Source organism: Sorangium sp. So ce375, from assembly GCF_051473855.1.
Taxonomy (GTDB): Bacteria; Myxococcota_A; Polyangia; order Polyangiales; family Polyangiaceae; genus Sorangium.
On the sequence record NZ_CP150335.1, the window covers coordinates 2,663,547 to 2,681,477 of the forward strand.

The following is a 17,931-nucleotide window of genomic DNA, read 5'->3' on the forward strand; positions in this document are numbered from 1 at the left end:
GTGAATCACGATTAGGAGCGACGTGTCCTGAGGACGCCGGACCGTCGATCGCTGTCTCATGTCGCCAAGAGAGGCTCCAAGCGCATCACCTTCGTCGCTTGGTGCACGGTAGCCTCACCGGTTCTCCGGCTAGACGAGCCCTACGGCGTCGGGAGAAACGGCGGTCGCGAGGTTGTCTCAGTTCTCCCGACGCCGTAGGGCTCGTCTAGCCGAAGAGAACCAAGAACAGGCTACCTTGCGGAGAGTGACTGGCGGTTCCTCCAGAGCGGCGCGGCGCCGCTCCTACGCTCGAGGCGCGGAGGCTGGTGCGTTCAGAACCTCTCCTGGCAACACGATGAGTGTCTTTTTCTTGCCCTCCTTTCGCTTCTCATGCTGACGACGCGTCGGCGTCCACGAACCCGGAGGACGTCAACGTATCGAGTCTCTTGAAATACGCGTCGCGCGCTTCGCCGTCCGTGTCAAACCAAATGCGCTGGTGACGAGGCGCTTCGGTGCGCGCGCCCCACGACAGGTGTACTACGCGGTCGTCCAGGGAGACACGGTAGACGACCTCCGCGCCCGAGGCCTCGCGGCGCACGTACGTGCGCGTCTCGGCGCGGATGAGCGATCGCCCCTCGGCCGTCTGGCGCAAGGCGTCCCGCTCGGCGCGCTCGCGGGCGTAGGCGACGCGGAGCGCGATCATGTGCTCACACGGCCCTTCGCGGAGGCCGCTCCGGCGGAACGTGGGGCAGCTGCACCACGCGTCGGACACGCGGCCCTCGAGATCCATCGTGAACCGCGGAGAGAAGTCGCGGTGCGCCTCCCGGTCGGCGACCTCTCCGTGGATCTCGGTGCCCTCGCCGGCGATCTCGTGCACCTTGGTCGGCCTCACCGCGCCGGGCGCGCCGAGCAGGCGGTGCGCCGCGGCCTCGCGGGGCGAGCTGTAGCGGATGTCGCGCTCGTCCACCGGATCGGCGAACAGCTCGCGCGGGCGGTAGACGCGGCGCGCGACGTCGTAGAGCACCCGGCCGCGCAGGCACTCGAGCTGGAGCGCCGCGCGGGCGTCCTCGGCGCCGCCGCCGGCCGCGAGCGCCGCGAGCGGGAGCGGCCCCCGCTCGCGGAGCAGGGCGAGCTGCCTCCCCGCGAGCGCGTCGAGCGCCGCGCGCGCCTTGTCGCCGCCTTTCCCGTCGGGGGGCATCAGCGCGTCGAACGAGGCGGCGCTGGCCCAGCTGCTGTCGCTCCAGCCGGTGAGCGCGATCGTCAGCGTCGCGCGGCCGAGATCGAGCACCCAGAAGACCGGCAGCCCGGGGCCCCGGAGCTCGGCGCGCGCGCTCCGCACGTGCGGCAGGAGGCGAGACAGCGCGAGCAGGCGCTGCCGGCCGAAGGTCCGGACCACGCGCGGCGGGCCCTCGTACGGCGCGCCGTGGCACTCGATCTGGATCTCCCAGGGCTCCAGGATGAGGCGCGGCGGCTTGCCGGGGACGAGCTCGAAGCGCAGGCCGCGGGGCGGCTTCTTCGCCTTGCGGGTGCGGAGCACGAACAGCGCGTTGTAGAGATCGATCGGCGCGAGCTCGCAGGAGACCGCGGGGAGCGTCGCCGCCGACTGCACCTGGAGGAAGCCGCGGAGCCAGGTCGTGGGGACCTGGAGCGAGCGCTCGATCGGCGCGTCGCCCGCCGCCGCGCCGTCGCCGCGCGCCGCGCCGGCGTCGAGCTCCACCTTCGCGTAGACGCGCAGGCGATCGATCTGCTCGACGATGCGCGGCGAGAGATCGACGAAGGCGGTGCCGTGGGCCGCCTCGCGGCCCTCGAAGAGATCGCTGGAGAAGGCGAGCCGGGCGTACGCGCTCTCGTCGCGCGAGAAGACCTCGATCGAGACCTCGTCCGGGTGCACCGTGAGCACCGGATCGAGCCCGCCGGAGACCCTCGTCTTCGCGGCGGAGCCGTCGCCCTGGCCCGCGACGTCGTCGGGGAAGGCGCCCTCCAGGAACGCCTTCTGCGCCTCCCAGATGGCCGCCGTCGCCTTCTTGCCCTGCTTCATCAGGTAGGCGAGGTACGCGGTCCGATCCCTGCCCTTGTACCGGAGATCGCTCTCCAGGATGGTCGCCAGCGCGGCCATCGCGTCGCGGAAGAGCGCCGCGTCGCGGACGGTGCCGCGCACGCCGACCGGGCCGCGGGCGCCGTCGAGGGAGAGGCGCACGCTCGAGTGGAGCGGGGCGGCGGCGAGCTCGCTCGGCGCGGCGTACCGGAGGAGGATCGGGCGGGCGAGTGCGGCCGTCATGCGTTGACTCCTTCGGGGGTCTCGGGCTCTCTGGGGGAGCGCGCGGCCGCGAGCCGCGCCGCGCGAGGATCCGCCGCCTTGCGCTTCGCGCGGCGGTACGCCCGGTACGCGGCCTTGCGGACGGCGACGTCGGGCGTCTCCTTCTTGCCGAACGCGAGCGCGGACAGCGCCTCGAGCGCGCGCTCGCCGCCGGCGCGGCCGAGCGCCGCGATCGCGTCGAGGCGCGCGGCGGCGTCGCCGCCGTTGCCCTTCGCGAGCGCGATCAGCGGGGCGAGCGTGGCGACGTCGTGGCGCGCGAGCATCGCCGGCAGCGCGAGGCGCCGGCCCGGCTCGGTCGCGGCGAGCCCCGAGAGCGCCTCTGTCGCGGCGGCGCGCGCGGTCACCCCGAACGCGACCGGGTCGAACGGCCTGACCGCCGCCGCGATCGCGGCCGAGCCGTCCGGCGCGAGCGCGGCGAGCGCGGCCGCCGCCGCGGACCGGACGCCGGCGTCCATGTCCTTGAGGGCAGCCGTGAGCGCCTCCACGGCGCCCGCGGGCTGCGTGGCGCCCGTGGACCTCGCGGCCGACTCGAGCGCGCCGAGGGTGCGCGCGGCCTCGCGGCGGACCTCGCCCGGAGCGCCGCCGTCCGCGAGGAGCGCGCGCAGCGCGGGCGCCATCGCGATGGCGCCCGCGCGCGCCGCGGCCCACAGGAGCTCGCGCCACGCGGCGGCCTCGGCGTCGCGCTCGTCGCCGTGCGCGGCCGACCAGCGCTCCGCGGTGCGCTGCGCCGCGGCGGCGAGCGCGCCGGCGAGGGCCCCGCGATCGCCGGCCACGGTGCCGGCGGCGATGAGCCGCGCGGCCTGCTGCCGCGCCGGGGCGCGCTCGTCCTCGAGCATGCGCAGGAGCGCGGCCACCGGCAGCGCGCCGCGGCGGAGCAGGCCCATGGCGAGGCGCTGCCGCAGGTCCTCGTCCTTGAGCGCCGCGAGCCGGGGCAAGAGCTCGGCCGGATCGGCCTCCGCGGCGAGGTAGCTCGCCGCCGGGCCCGCGATGTCGTCGTGCTCGCTCCCGACCGCGAGGAGCTCGATGCGCGTCCGCTCGCTCGGGAAGAGCTTCTCCAGCGCCTTGCGCGCGCCCTTGCGGACCTCGCCGCTCCGCGCGTCGAGCGCGCGGGCGAGCGCGGGCTCGGCCGCGCGATCGCCGAGCAGGCCGAGCTCGCTCACCGCGACGACGCGGAGCCTGTCGGGCGTGTCGCCGGCGCGCACGAGCTCCTCGAGCAGCACGCGGGCGCGCTCGCCGCCGATCCAGCGCACGCCCCTCGCCGCCGACTCGCGGAGGTCGACGGAGTCCCCGTGGAGCGCCTGCTCGACGCGCTCCGAGGCGCGCTTGCGGAGCTCGGCGCTCCCGAGCTTCGGCGCGATGCGGCCGAGCGCCTCCGTGGCGGCGGCCTGCATGGTCGGCTCGATGGGCGCTTCCTTGGTGCCGCCGGCGGCCACCGCCTCGAGCTCTTCCAGCGCGCGGGCGTCGCCGAGCGTGCCGAGCGCGAGCAGCGCGCGCTCCCGCTCCCCGGGCTCGCCCGCGCGCACGACGAGAAGGAGCGGCCGGAGCGCCGCCGCGAGGCCCCGCTCGGCCACCCCCTCCGCGGCGGGCAGCACGAGCTCGCGCGTGCCCGCGCGCAGCACGGCCTCGAGCGGCCCCGTGGGCGCGCGCTCCTGTCGATCGCCCTTGACGCGCTTCGCGTACGACGTCACGGCCGCGACGCGGGTGGGGAGATCGCGATCCGCGAAGAGCGCGACCAGGAGGTCGTTCTGCGCGGGATCGTCGCCTAGATCGAGCTCGCGCGCCGCGGCGAGGCGGAGCGCCGGGTCCTTCGCGCGCGAGGCGGCGGCGAGGAACGCGAGCGCGAGCGCCGCGTCGCGCTTCTCGCGCTCGCGCCCCTTGTCGACGATCTCGAGGCACGCCTTGAGCGCGGCGCTCCGCACCTCGGCCGCCTCGTCGTCGAAGCGCGCCGCGAGCGGCCCGGTGGCCGCGTGGTTCCGCGTGTTCCCGAGCGCGCCGGCCAGCGCGGCCCGGTCCGCCGGCGCGGCGGCCTCGTCCATGCGCGCCGCGAGCGCCCGCACCGCCGCGTCGCTCGCGAGCGCGACGAGCGCCTTGCGCGCGCGCGTCGCCGAGGCGGCCGCGCCCTCGCGCAGGAACGCCGCGAGCACGTCGACCGCGCGATCGTCGCGCGTGCGGGCGAGGAGCTCCGCGGCGCGAAGGCGCAGGTCGTCGTGATCGCTCTCCATCGCGCGGCACAGGGCCGGCACGATGCGCGGATCGCTCGACGACGCGAGGCGCTCGAGCACGCCGAGGCGCAGATCGGCGTGCTCGCTGCCGAGCGCCGCGAGGAGCGGATCGAGGCTGCCCTTCGGAGAGAGCCGCTCCAGGAGCTCGAAGGCGTAGCGGCGCACGTCGGGCAGCGCGGAGCTCAGCGCGCGCACGATCTCGGGGCGGGCGTCGCTGCCCCGCGCGGCGATCTCGTCGAGCGCGGTCCGCGCCACGTCGGCCGAGGCGGACGCGAGCCCGAGCGCGAGCGGCTCGCCCGCCCCCGCCGGGAAGAGCGCCTTGAGCCCGGCGAACGCCGCCTTGCGCACGAGGTGGTGCGGGTCGTCGAGCGCCCGGACGAGCGGCGGGACCGCCGCCGTGCTGCTGACGTGCCCCTTGGCGCAGACGTCGACGATGCGATCGATGGCGTCGCGGCGCGTGCGGTGAGCCTCGTCGTCGCCAGGCGAGACCTGCCGGAGCAGGCCCATGTACGCGCCGAACGCGAGCCAGCGCAGCCGCCGCTGCTCGCCCTCCGGGACCGCGGCGCCGGCCGGCTCGTCGCTCGGCTTCTGCTCGCTCAGCACCGGCTGCGCGAAGAGCCGGCGGAGCCACCCCTTCGCGGGCTTCGTGTCGCTCTCCTCCGCGGCGCGCGGGGTCGTGTCGGCCACGACGTGGGCGCCCGCGGGGCGCAGCGCGGCCACGCGCTTCGCCTCGCGGAAGTAATCGACCGGCTTGCGCCGGATGCGGAGCACCTGCGCGGCCGCGTAGCGCTGCTGCGGGTCGTCGCTGGCGATCGCCTCGGCGAGGCCGACGAGGATGCGCCCGCGCGCGACCTCGGGCGGCCAGTCCTTCATGCCGCCGGGCTTCTCGCCGTCGGTCGCGCGACCCTCCTCCGCCTGCGCCGCGGCGTCGGGGCGCGCCGGCATCAGCGCCTCGATGAGGTGGGCGAGGTACGTCTCCGGATCGGTCCTTAGCTCCAGCGCGCGGGCCGCGGCGAAGCGCACGTCGGAGCGCTGCGACGAGAGCGCGCTCGTCAGGAGGTCCGGCGGGTCGCCGCGGCGGAAGGCCCGGAGGTCGCGCGCGAGCACGATCGCGAAGACGATCTCCTGGACCTCGCGCGAGCTGTCCTCGAGGCCCTGCAGCATGCCGCCGTAGCCCTCGGGCCCGAGCGCCGCGAACGACATGATCGTCGCGACGCGGATGGGCGGGTGATCGTGGCGCAGCGTGCCTGTGAGCACCGGCAGCGCGCGCACGTCGCCGAGCCGCGCGAGGCCGTCGGCGGCCCACGACCGCACCGCGACGTCGGCGTGGCCCATGGCGTCGAGCAGGTAGCCCTCCTCGCCGCGGCGGGCGGCCATCGCGAGCCCGCGCGCGGCCTGCTCGCGCACGTCGGGGTACTCGTCCTTGAGCAGCTCGGTGGCGAAATACTTCACGAGGCGCGGAGAGCCGAGCGTCGCCAGCGCGGTCGCGGCCCGGGCGCGCAGCGGTCCGAGGACCTGGATCGGCAGCTGCTTGAAGAGGGACTGATCGGCGAGGAGCGCCCGCATCGGGTTGATCAGCTGCTCGTCGCGCCGGACGGCGCAGAGCTCGGCCGCGCGCACCCGGAGGTCGAGGTGGCTCGACTGGAGGCCGATGTGGAGCGGCCCCGCCTCGCCTGGCAGGAGCTTGTCGAGCGCCTCGATCGCGGCGATGCGCGGCCCCGCGTGCTCGTCCTCGAGCAGCTTGATCAGGGCACTGCGCGCGTCGTCGCCCACCGGCAGCCGTGTGGCGAGCAGCCGGAGCAGGGCGTTGCGGGTGTCGTCGCCCGCCGGCGCGCGCGCGGCCCCGCGCGCGCCGCTCTCCCGGACCGAGGGGTGGATCGACGCCATGGCGGCGAGGTGCGGCTCCGCGGCCTCCTTGCCGCGCAGCTTGACGACAGCGTCGTACGCGGCCTGGGCCACGCTCGCGTCGCGGTCGCCGATGGCCGCGTGCAGCCGCTCCGCGGCCCACGGCTGCTCGCCGTGCGCCTTGAGCTCCTCGACGGCGCGCAGGCGCAGGTCGGGGAAGCGCGCGAGCTGCGCGCGGTCGAGCGCCGTCTGCGGATCCGAGGCGTGCCACGACCAGAGCGTCCGGAACGCCTCGCGGCGGACCTTGGGCGACTCGTCCTCGATCGCGTCGGCGAGCAGCGCCTCGGCCTCGGGGGGCTTCGGCCCTTTGCCCTCGCCGGCGAGCGCCACGAGCCGGTCGAGGCCGCGGACGCGGATGTCCTCCTGCGACGAGCGGAGCGACGCCTCGGCCACGGCGAGCGGGGCCGACGACTCCAGCCGCGCGTAGGCGTCGAGCGCCGCGGCGCGCACCGCCCCGTCCGCGTCGTCGAGCATCCAGATGAGGCGCTTCTCGGCGCGGGTGTCCCGGAGCTCGGCGAGCGCGGCCGCCGCCTGCCTCCGCAGCGACGGATCCTGCTCGCGCGTGAGCTGCAGCAGCGCGCCGAGGGCGCGCGTGTCGCCGAGCTGCGCGAGGCCGCGCGCGCCCCGCACCGCCGTGTCCGGCGTGCGGCACGCCATCGCGGTGAGCAGCGGCTCGAGGTCGGCCTCTGCGGGCTCGGCCCCCGGGCTGCCCACGCCGGGGATCTGGGCGCGCGCCGCCTGGATGGCGGCCTCGTCGGCCGCCTTCGCCGCGTCCTTCTCCGCGCTCTTCGCGTCCGGCGCGGGCTTCTCCGCGCCGCCAGCGCGGGAGCGCCGCAGCACCTCGGCCGCGCGCCGCGCGATGTCGATCGCAGCGCGGCGGAGATCCTCGTCGCGCGCCTCGAGCACATGGGCGAGCGCGCGCCGCTCGATCACCTTCGCCGCGAACGCGATGCGGCGCACCTCGGCGTCCTCGTCGTCGAGCGCGCGCGCCGCGATCGGCGCGAACTCCGGCGCCGAGAGCCAGCCGGCGAGCGCGGCCCGGATGAGCGCCTCGACCCGGAGGTCGGCCGGGCCGCGCTCGAAGGCGGCGCGGAGCGGCTGCGGGCCGTCCGGGTAGATCTGCTGGAGCTGGTCGAGCGCCGTCAGCCGCACCGACGCGTCGCGGCCGGCGAGCTTCTCGGCGATGAGCCCCGGGATGAGCGGCGAGCTGCCGTAGAGCTTTCCGAGCTCGAGGAGCGCCCGGCGCTGGACGTCCGCGGCGCGGGCGCCGAGCGCTGCCCGGAGCGGGGCGAGCGGCGCGTCGCGCTCGATCGCGCGGAGCGCCTCGAGCGCGGCCATGCGGACGTTCGGGCTCTCGTCGTCGAGCGCCTCGCGCAGCTTCGCGCGCGCGTCGCGGCGCCCGTTCTCGCCGAGCTCGCGGGCGGCGAGCGCGCGCACCTCGGCGTCGCGGTCCGATCGGAGCACGGGCAGGGCGGCCTCGAGCGCCTCGGGCTCGTCGAGCGAGGCGAGCGTCTTGACGGCGGTCTCGCGGGCCGGTCGCGCGCCGGAGAGCGCCTGGGCGAGGACGTCGAAGCCGTGCGCGAGCTCGGCGGCCCCGTCCGCGGGCGCGCCGGCCGCGTCGATCGGGAAGCGCCACACCGTGCGCCGGTCCCCTGCGGCAAAGACGGCGCCGAGCCCGTCCTTCGCGTCCGCCCCGCCGCGGGCCGCCTGCCCGCGCGCGCCCTTGCGCGCGGAGGCGGCCGGCGCGAGCGCGAGCGCGTGGAGCGGCGCCGCGCTCGTCTCGAGCGTGCGCGGCTTCCGCCTGTCCTCGAGCCGGTGGATGCGGATCGCGCCGTCTGCGCCTGCGGAGAGCAGGCGGTCGCCGCTCTCCTTGCCGTCGTCCTGCGGCGGCGGGGTGGGCAGGCACAGGAGCGCGCGGACGCCGCCCGCGTGCCCGCTCCCGTCCGCGCCGCGCACCTCGCACTCGACGTCGCCGACGAGGTACCAGAGGCGCACGGTGCCGTCGTCGCCGCCCGACGCGAGCCGCCCGTCGCGCGGCGTGAACGCGAGCGCCGTGACCGGCCCGTCGTGGCCGGGCATGGCGCGGACGGCGCCCGTCGACAGCGTCACCACGCGGACGACGCCGTCGTCGCCCGAGGCGGCGACCAGCTCTCCGGCAGGATCGAACGCGACGGCGCGGAGCGGCGCCGCCGAGAGCGCGAACGACGAGATCTCGACAGCGGAGCCGGGCTGCGCGGCAGGAGATCCAGCGGCCTCGCCGACGCGCCACACCCGCAGCGCGCCGTCGGCCCCCACTGTCGCGAGGCGCCCGCCGGCGCTCTGCGACACGCTCGCGGCGATCGCCGTGGCGCCGCCCGGGTGCGCGTCGATCGCCCGCCCGTCGGCCCCGCCGCCCGCGACGAGGCGCAGCGCGCCGTCGGAGCACGCCGCCGCGAGCAGGTCGCCCGCGAACGCGAGGCCCAGCACGTGCGCGGGCACGTCGATCGAGCGCACCGGCTTGTTCGCCACGTGATCGAACAGCGTCACCTGGCTCGCGCCGGCGGGGGATCGCGTGGCCTGCGCCTCGCGCGTCCCGCGCGCCTCGCTCGGCGCCGGCGCGCGCACGCCGCCGACCGCGAGGAGCCGCGGGCCGATCGCCAGCGCTCGGACCTTCTCGTAATGCCCGATCGCGTGGCTCATGCGCTCTCCTGTCCGATGCGGGGAAGGGCCCGGCCTTCGGCGGCCGCTCCGAGGCCTTCGATCTCGAGCCCCGGGTGCGCGTGCTTGAGCCGCAGGAGCGCCGCCAGGCACGCCTGCCACTCGCCCTTCGCGATCGACCCGGTGAACTCGGCGATGACGGGGGCGACCAGCGCCGCGAACGCCGCGTCCTCCACCGCGAGATCGCGCACGACCTCGATCACGTGCCGCTTGGCCTCGCTGGCCGAGAGGCGCCTGCGCGAGCCCGCGTCGTCGCCGGGCTCCGGCGATCTCCCAGCGGGGATCCCGGACAGCACGTACCGCAGGAAGCGCCGCAGCGCCTCGACGTCCGCGAACCGCCCGGCGTCCTCCGGCGGCTCCGCCGCGGGGCGCGCGTCGTCGCCGCGCGCCCTGCGCGGCTGCCAGCCCGGCGGCAGATCGCGCGGCCGGTGCTTCTCCCAGAGCATGCGCACGGCGAAGAGGCGCACCTCGCGGTCGGCGCTCTGCATCAGCCAGCCGAGGCGCTCCGGGCCGCCGAGCCGCGCGTAGTGCTTCAGGATGAGCGACAGGCCGAGCTCGCGCGCGCTCTTCTTCAGGCTCTCCGTGAGCGCGAAGACCTGCGCCGGATCGAGCTCCTCCGGCGTCAGCGTTATCGCCGGATCGGCCGATGGATCGCCGACCTTGCGGAGCGCGTCGAAGGCGATGTTGCGCACCTCCTTCGCGTCGCTGTGCGCGAGCTCGTAGACGCGGGTCTGGTAGCCCCACGACCGGAGCTCGGCGCGCGTGACGAGCGCGGCGAAGCGGCGGACGTCGTCCCGCTTGTCGGAGAGCGCGGGCCAGATCCGCTCGGCGGTGAACGCGCCTCGCTTGAGCGCCGGCTTCAGCTCGAGCTCCTTGGCCTCGCTCTGCTCGGGCCCGAGGACGGGGTGGTGGCAGCGCAGGTACGTCTGCGCGAACGCGCGCATCGGCTCGGGCTCCTTCTCGCCGAGCGCGAGCGCGAACAGCCTCGCCGTGCCCGCCTCGCGGTCGCCGCGGCCGCTCGCGTCCTGCCCCGCGTCGAAGTCCTGCGGCTTCATGTGCGAGAGCAGGTAGCGCCGCGCGAAGCCGTTCAGCGTCGGATCGGCGCGCCGCGCGAGCGCGAGCAGCCAGGGCAGCGTGAGCTGCCGCGGCGAGACGATCTTCGGGTTGCCGAGCACCTCCAGCGCGACCGCGCGCGTCTCGGCGCTGAAGACGAGCCCCTTCAGGCGCTCGACGCCCTCGGCGGTCAGATCGGGCAGCGCGTCGGCCTTCTGGAGCCAGCTCGCGACCGTGGCCCCGATGCGCTTGCGCGTCAGCGCGCCGAGCAGCCACGGCGTCCCGATCGCGGCGATCGGGTACTTGCCGAGCGCGTCGAGCGCGGACCTCGTCGCCTGATAGTCGTCCTCGTGGCGCGGGTCGTCGAGCACGCGCACCCAGAAGCCCGCCCCGGGCTCGCCGGGCCGGTACTTGGCCTTGAAGTACGCGGCGGCCCACTTCTTCTGCTCGGACTCGCCGTAGAGCATGTCGACCAGGAAGCCCTCGGGCAGCTCGGCGCGGTCGAAGCTCTCGCTCAGCGCCTTGCCGGCCCACGCCTCGGTCTCGCCGTGCGTGAGCAGCCGCCCCAGGAACGCGTGGCCGAGCGCGCGCGGGCTCTTGCCCTGGAGGGCCGACGCCGCGAAGGCGCGCGTGTCCTTGTGCTCGGAGTCGAGCAGCGCGGCGAGGCGCTCCGGGTCGAGGTCCGTCGCGTGCGCGCGGGCGTACTCGATCGCGAACGTGCGCGCCTTCGCGCTCGGCGAGCTGAGCAGCGCGAGCGCCGCGTCGTGCAGCCCGAGGCCGCGCAGCTTGCTCTGGTGGAGCTCCGGCGAGCCGAGCAGCGTCTCGATCAGGAAGTCGTGCGCGCTCCCGAGCGGCCGGTAGGCGAGCCGCGCGAGCCACGCGGGCGTGACGCTCCGCAGGGCCTCGGCGAAGTCCTTCTTGAGCCCCTGGATCGCGAACTTGGCCGGCGGATCGGCCTGGCAGGTCGAGAGGAGGAGCATCAGCGCGTCGGGCGATCGCTTCCACGCCTCATCGAAGGCGCGGTGCTTCACCATGTCGTTCGGCGGGATGTTCCCGTGGAACGAGCGCCCGTCGTACTTGCCCGTGCTGTGGGCCCAGATGTGGTTCGCGACCCAGAGGTCGCCGAAGCTCGTGCCCGGCGTGTAGTGGCGGAGGACCTCGACCGCGAACTGCGGGTAGAGCTCCGGCGTGCTCCGGCCGAGCTCGCGCAGGAAGCGCCACGCGCGGCGGCGCATGTAAATCAACGTCCCCTTGGAGACCTCGCGCTTCCGGCCACGCGAGAGCTCGACGTCGAAGCGGAAGGCGAGGGCGCCGAACAGCTCGGCGTCGAGGCGCGCCTCGGCCAGCTTGTAGATGCGCTTGAGCCCGCCCCACGCGCCGAAGACCAGCGGCGCGCTCTTGGCGATGTCGCACAGCGCGCTGCGCCCTGCGTCCGTGCCCTCCTCGTAGATGCGCACGAGCAGGTCGGCGAGCTCGAGCCGCGGCGGCGGCGCGGCGTCGACCTGCGCGAGGAAGCGCTTCCACGCGTCGGTCGACTGCTCCCGCCGCTGCTCGGGGGTGCGCATGCCCTGCGCGCGCGAGAGCAGCTGCAGGAACGCCGCGAAGGTGAGCGCGCCCTCGCGAGGCGGCGCGTCCGGCTTGGGATCCGGCTGCTCTAGGTACGCCTCGAGCGTCTCGGCCAGGGTGGGCGAGCCGCTCACGGCGAGCTGCTTGACGTTCGCGATGTCGATCGGATTCGGTGAGCTCGTCAAGGCGCCCTCCCGCGGCGGGATGGCCTGGGAGAATCGCGAGCCCCGCGGAGCAGGTCAAGCAGAGTCGCTCCGACGGCGACGGAAGCATCGTCGCTTCCCCTCGGTGTGCGCCTGTGGGCACGTTCGCCCCGCCGGGGGGCCCTGCGGAGGCCGCAGCCGCTCGGCGCGTCGCCCCGATGCGCGCGCCGAGCCCCGTGCGGGGCCCAGAGCCGTCGGCGCATCGTCCTCGAGGTGGGGGCCGGGCGCGCAGCTCACGCCGCGAGCATCCGCGCGACGCGCTCGGCGACGTGCGGGTCGCCGCCCGTGTCGATGCTCGCGAGGAGGTCCTTCAGCGAGCGACCGCGGTAGGCGAGCTGCGCCTCGAGCTGCGGCGACAGCGCCTTCCAGCGCCGCGCCCACCCGGCCTCGGCGCTCATCGAGCCGTGGTGCGGCCGATCGACGAGCAGAGCGCCGAGCCGGAGGCCGAGCTCCGGGTCGTCGAGCTCCTCGAGCTGCCGCTTCAGGAGGGCGAGCGCTCCGGCGGCCGGGGAGGCCGCGGGCGGGGCCTTCCAGGTGTCGCGCACCGCGCGCGCGAACGCCGCGGCGTCGAGCTCCGAGAGCAGCTCTATGGCGCGCACGAGCGGCAGGCGATCGCGCGCGCTCGGCGCGACGACGCGGGCCATGAGCGCGTCCACCGCGGCGGACAGCGCCGCGTCGGACGCGGGATCGAGCCCGCCGAGCGACTCGAGCGCGCGGCGGGCGCGGCGGACGGCGCGCCCCAGGACCCAGCTCCGCCGGCCGCGCGCGGCCGAGACCGCGGCGAGCGCGTGGACGGCGGCCTTGCGCCGCGCCTCGGTGGCCTCGCCGGGTCGCACGCGCGGCGGCAGATCGAGCTTCGGCGGCGCGGCCGCTGCGTCGCTGGTCGGGGGGGCGCCGCCAGCGGGGGCGCCGCCAGCGGGCGCGCTGCCCCCGGCGGAGGCGGCGACCTCCTGGTAGCCCTCTCTGACCTTCTCCGCGATCTTCTTATCGCACTCGCGCTGCGCGGCCTCCGCGGTGGGGAACGCCTTCTCCTTGCGTTGTCCCGAGGTCCCCAGCCGCCCGTAGACGACGATGAAGACCTTGTCGTCCACGTCGGCCATCCAGAACTTGGCGCTCGTCCCCTGCACGAACTCGAACCGGCGCATGCGGGCGACGATATCACGACGCGCTGGCCGCGCGCCTCAGGACGGCGGCGGCGAGGCCGGCTGGCGCACCAGCACGAACGGCGCGACCACGAGCGACAGGAAGCGCAGATCGTGCTGCTGCGGCCAGCGCACGAGATCGGCGGCCGTGGGCTTTGTCAGCTTGCCGGCCGCGATCCAGGCCTCCACCGCGGCCGCGTCGTTCGCGGCCATGGCCTCGCCGACGTCCAGGAGATCGAGATCGGCGGCGACGAGGATGACCGCATCGCGCGCTGTATGGGCGCGGAGATCGGTCCAGAAGACCTCCCCGAGCGTCTTGGCGAGCTGTTCGCGCATGGGGGCAGCATAGACCCGGGGCAGCGGCCGCCAAGCCTGCGAGCGCAGCCCTGGTGGGGCGGAGGGCGGCGGCCGCCCGCCGCGGCGGTCCGGGCGGGCGGCGCTCCCCTGGGCTCCGATCGAGCCCTACCAGCCCATGTTGTGGTGGACCCAGCAGTCGATCTGCTCCCAGCCGGCCCGCGCGTTGAAATGGCCGTTCAGGATATGGCCCGTGTCGGGGACGATCGCGGTCGTGACGCTCTCGGCGCTTGTATAGAGCGCCGCGTCGGAGTCCGCGTACGACGCCGGCTGCAGCGCGTCCGTCTCTCCGAACTGGATCAGCACCGGGCTCGTCACGTCCCCGATCCCGGAGAGCGAAGGGTCCTCGGAGACGGCGAGGAGGCTCAGGAACTGCCCGCGCGTGTACGTGTCGGCGACGGTGGTGTTGTCGAAATCGATCAGCGCCGGATTCGCGTTGGATGTGTCGTAGAAGATGGCGGTGCGCATCTCCGGCGGGATCGCGATATAGGGCGTCTGCAGCAGCGCGGAGATCGCCTCGGGGGGGACCGGGATCGGGTGCGGCGTGAAGGCCAGGCCGGTGTTGACGAGGACGTCCGCGTCATTGTAAGCGCTCTGAACGAAGGTGCTGATGATGGCGCCGTTCGAGTGACCGACGAGCGCGACGCGCGTGAACGGCGTCTTGTAGACGCCGCCCGGCGTGCGCATCTCGTTGATGACCTGGTGCACGCTGTCGGCGGTCTCGGCCAGGTCGAGGAAATCGCCGTCGGGCCGGCTGCTCTCCCCGGCTCCGAGCATGTCGAGCGCCAGGACGGCGTATCCCTCTTTCGCCATGTGCCGGGCATAGGAGTAATCGCGCCGGCCGAACGACGGGAGGTCCCAGTACTCGTGCGTGTAGGTCAGGCCGTGGACGAGCACCTGAAGGGGACGGTACTTTGTGTGACCCTGATAGTAGAGGTAACCGACGACGTCGTACGTGTTGCCGTCGGAGAGGGTCACCGGGAACACCAGACGCTCGACCTTGGTGGGCTGCCTCGACGACGAGGCCTCGGCGTTGCCTGAAGAGAGCGCGCTGGCCGCGAGCGCCGCGGAGAAGAGGACTGTGCTGAGTGCGCGACGATAAGAATTCATTAGTTGACCCTCATGGTTGCGGTAGGTAATTGGAGGTGAGGCAACGTCTATCGCGGTGCGATACTCCGTGGTCTCTCAGCTCCAGCGCCATCACGCAAAGTTCGCAAACATTGGACCAGAACGCATCTGGGTCAGCAAGATAGCTCACGATCGCCGCTCGCGCCGCTGTCTGCCGGGATTTTGATGCGCTTCGGGCCTCCATCGCGTCGTCCGTGGGAATCCTGCGGACCCTCGCGGCGCGTCGTGAGGAGTGACGCTGCACGAGTCTTTGCGTGATGCCGCAATGAATTGCATGCGTGGATGACGCAGGGGCAGGTCCCCGCGTGTGTGATGGGGCAAACCGCCTCACGATGGCTGCTGTGCTGGTGATAAATTATCGCCGTGCTTCACGGTCCCTTGCCGGGCGTCATGGCCAGGAGTCGCCGTCGCCACACAGACATCCTTCGATGTAGTGTATGTGATTTTTTGCGATTTTGCTGCACTGTGCTCGGGGGTCCACGGCGGAACGCACCCCGGCGGGCGACGCCGGGCGAGGCTCGGCGCTTCGTGGGTGCGTCGCGCGCGCTGCTCGCGGCGAGTCGACGTCAACGCCGCTCAGAACGTCGCCTCGGCGCCGATGCTCGGTAGGACGATGGGTCCGAGGGTCTCCGGCTCGCAGCCGCGCAGGAGCGAGCACTCGTATTGCAGCGTCTCTTTTCCGGCGGTCGCGTTGAGCACCTCGACCGTGAGCGAGATGCCCCGTCCCTCCCTGAGGACCCACCGCTTCTCGAGCCGCAGGTCCAGCCGGAAGAACGCCGGCAGCCGCTCTGGCAGGCTCAGCTGGCGTACATAGTGGTCGATCCGCTCGCGCTGCTGCTCGCGGCGCCGGATGTCGCTCTCCGTGTCGGGGCGGTCGTCGTCCGGGCGCTGCCCGTCCGCGCCGTCGTTGTCCCAGAGGTCGTAATCGAGCGTCATGGGAACGCCGCTGTAGAACACCGCCCGGCCGCCGAGCTTCCAGCCGCGGCCCACGTCGACCGCGGCGGCCATGTTGAGCGCGTGGCGGCGGTCGAAGGCCGAGTCGAAGCTCTCCCGGCCGACATGGCGCGTGGAGCGGGAGAGGGTGTAGGACACGAACCCTCCGATGCGCTTCGACAGGCTGCGGCGCGCGTGGATTTCCAGCCCATGGGAGCTGCCGGTGCCCCGCAGCTCCGCCCGCTGCGCGAGGCCGACGTCGGTGCCGGGAGGCCGGTTGCCGAGGGCGTCGCTCAGATCGAAGAACCCGCTCCGGAACCCGGTGATCGTGGCCTCGATCTCCCAGGGGAGGCGGAGCTCGACGCCGGCGCTCGCCAGCAGCCCCGTCTGCACGCCGCCGCGCAGGCCGCCCACCTGGAGGCCGGGCACCGCGCCGAGGAAGCTCGGCGGCTGGTGGGTCACGCCGAAGGCGCTCAGCAGGGCGATGCGCGGGGTGGCCTGCAGCCGCGTCGCGAGCCGCGGATCCACCGTCACCCTGGCCGCGCCGCCGGACGCGAAGAGATCGCCGCGCAGCCCCGGGACGACCTCGAGCCGAGGGGCGGCGCGGATGACGATGTCGGCCCAGAGCCCCGCGGCCAGGTCCTCCCGGCTCGTGAACAGGCGCGCGAACGCCCTGTCGCTCCGGCTCGGGAAGTCGCCGTCGTTCTCGCGGACGTCGATGTCGAACCGCTCCAGCTGCGCGTCGGCGCCGGCGCGCGCCGTCAGCCGGTCCGAGACCGGCGCGGACAGCTCCACGCGCGCGCCGAGGAGGCGCGCGCGCCCGGCCCGCTCCCCGTCCTGGTTCTCGCTCTCCTCGTGGCCGAGCGTGATCGCGTGCCGCAGGCGGCCGCCGCGCGCGAAGAACCTGTCGTAACGGAGGTCGATCCGGTGGAAGTCGCCGGCGAGCACCACGTCCGTCTCGCCGTCGTCCTCGATCTGGGCGAGGTAGTCGTGCGACCCGAAGGCGAAGACCCCGACCCGGTCGTACGGCGAGGCGTCGTAGGTGACGCGCGCCTGGTAGTCCCAGTAGCCGAGCTCGACGCCGGGCGAGAAGAGCGCGAGGAGCGCGCCCGGGTACGCGTAGCGCCCGCCGACGAGCGCGGCGCCGCGGCCATCGGCCCAGGGCGCCTCGACGAGCGCGCCCGCGTCGAAGAGCCGAAGGTTGGCCTCGCCGTGGAACAGGCGCGCCGGCTCCCTCGTCTCGCCGGCGACAATGCCGCCGGTGTAGCGCCCGAAGCGCGCCGGGAAGCCGCCGGGGTAGAGATCGACCCGCTCGACGAGCGCCGGATGGATCACGCTGGGGCCGAGCGCCACGTGATAGAGCAGCGGGACGCGCACGCCGTCGACGAAGTAGCCGACGTTGCCCGGCGGCGCGCCGCGCACGAAGAAGTACGGCACGCCGGACGCGATGGGCGTCACGCCGGGCAGCGCCTCGATCGCGCGGAAAGGATCGCCGAACGCCCCGGGCACCTGGCGAACCTCCTCGCGGGTCATCGAGGTCGTCATCGGCGCCGCGCGCTCTCCAACCACCACCACGTCGATGGCCTGCGCGGCAGCGGGCGGCGAGGGCGGCGCCGGCGCGACGCTCCCGCGGGGCGGAGCCGGTCCTGCGTGCGCTTCAGGAGGCGCGGCCGTCGCGGTCGGCGCCGTCGGTGCGGCCGCTGAGGCCGGAGCGGCCGGTGCGGCGGCGCGAGGATCGCGGAACGTCACGCGGAACAGGATGCGCGCGCCGACGGGCCGCCCGTCGCGTCGGGCGGGCTCGAACCTCCAGGACGGCGCCGCACGCGCGGCCGCGCTCGCGAACGGCTCCTCGCCGTCCACCTCGACTGCGCCCACCGTGCCGTCGGCGTTCACCGTGATGCGGGCCACCACGGTCGCATCACCGACGGCGCCGGGCGGGTAGGGCGGGTCCGTGGGACCGAGCGGCGAAGGCATCGTGACCTGGGAGCCCTGCGTGGCGGCCGCGCGTGCTTGCGTGGCCGCGCCGGGCGCTTGCGAGGCCGCGCCGGGCGCTTGCGAGGCCGCCGCAGGGGCCTGCTCATGTGCAGGATCCGCCGCTGCTTCGCCGTCGGAGAAGGCCACGAGCGCGCCGGTCGCCGCGGCCGCCGCGACCGCCCGGCGCCCGTCGAGCGAGGCGCGGCGCCGCACTGCGGGGCGGGGGCGGGGCGCCTCGACGGCCGCGGATCCGCGCGCCCTCCGGCGTTGCTGACCCCTGTGCTCCGGCTTCTCCATCGGCTCTCCGGAAACCATGGAGAGTCGAGGCAGTACGCTCAAGCGAAACGTTCGGACGCGCCGCGCTCCTCGTGGGCTCCGCTCCGCGCCCGCACGGGCCGCGTACCGCGCGCCTCGCCGGCTGCGCGCCCCCGTTCCTCGGGGGGCTGCGCGCCGCGCGC

7 protein-coding genes are annotated in these 17,931 nt (G+C 74.9%); all 7 read right to left on the bottom strand.

The genetic code is table 11. The features are described from left to right. Window positions 1-367: 367 nt before the first annotated feature. Entirely contained in the window at window positions 368-2,257 is a 1,890-nt protein-coding gene (locus WME90_RS10190; protein ID WP_437280892.1) for an SWIM zinc finger family protein, read from the bottom strand. Continuing rightward, window positions 2,254-9,102, bottom strand: a complete 6,849-nt coding sequence (locus tag WME90_RS10195; protein ID WP_437280893.1) for a HEAT repeat domain-containing protein — start codon at window positions 9,100-9,102, stop codon at window positions 2,254-2,256. The genes WME90_RS10190 and WME90_RS10195 overlap by 4 nt, the downstream gene beginning before the upstream one ends. Further along, window positions 9,099-11,924, bottom strand: coding sequence for a hypothetical protein (locus tag WME90_RS10200; RefSeq protein WP_437280894.1), 2,826 nt, complete (start codon window positions 11,922-11,924; stop codon window positions 9,099-9,101). Before WME90_RS10200 ends, WME90_RS10195 begins: the two co-directional genes overlap by 4 nt. Window positions 11,925-12,175: 251 nt before the next feature. Then, window positions 12,176-13,087 (bottom strand): WGR domain-containing protein, encoded by a 912-nt coding sequence (locus WME90_RS10205; RefSeq protein ID WP_437280895.1) that lies wholly within the window; start codon window positions 13,085-13,087, stop codon window positions 12,176-12,178. A gap of 36 nt (window positions 13,088-13,123) precedes the next feature. Further along, on the bottom strand, window positions 13,124-13,420 hold the full coding sequence (locus tag WME90_RS10210; protein ID WP_437280896.1) for a DUF2288 family protein: 297 nt from the start codon (window positions 13,418-13,420) through the stop codon (window positions 13,124-13,126). 126 nt (window positions 13,421-13,546) lie between these two features. Beyond that, on the bottom strand, window positions 13,547-14,548 hold the full coding sequence (locus WME90_RS10215; protein WP_437280897.1) for an alpha/beta hydrolase: 1,002 nt from the start codon (window positions 14,546-14,548) through the stop codon (window positions 13,547-13,549). A gap of 594 nt (window positions 14,549-15,142) precedes the next feature. Beyond that, a complete protein-coding gene (locus tag WME90_RS10220) occupies window positions 15,143-17,770 on the bottom strand; it encodes a TonB-dependent receptor plug domain-containing protein (protein WP_437280898.1) in 2,628 nt (875 codons plus the stop codon). Window positions 17,771-17,931: the final 161 nt, after the last annotated feature.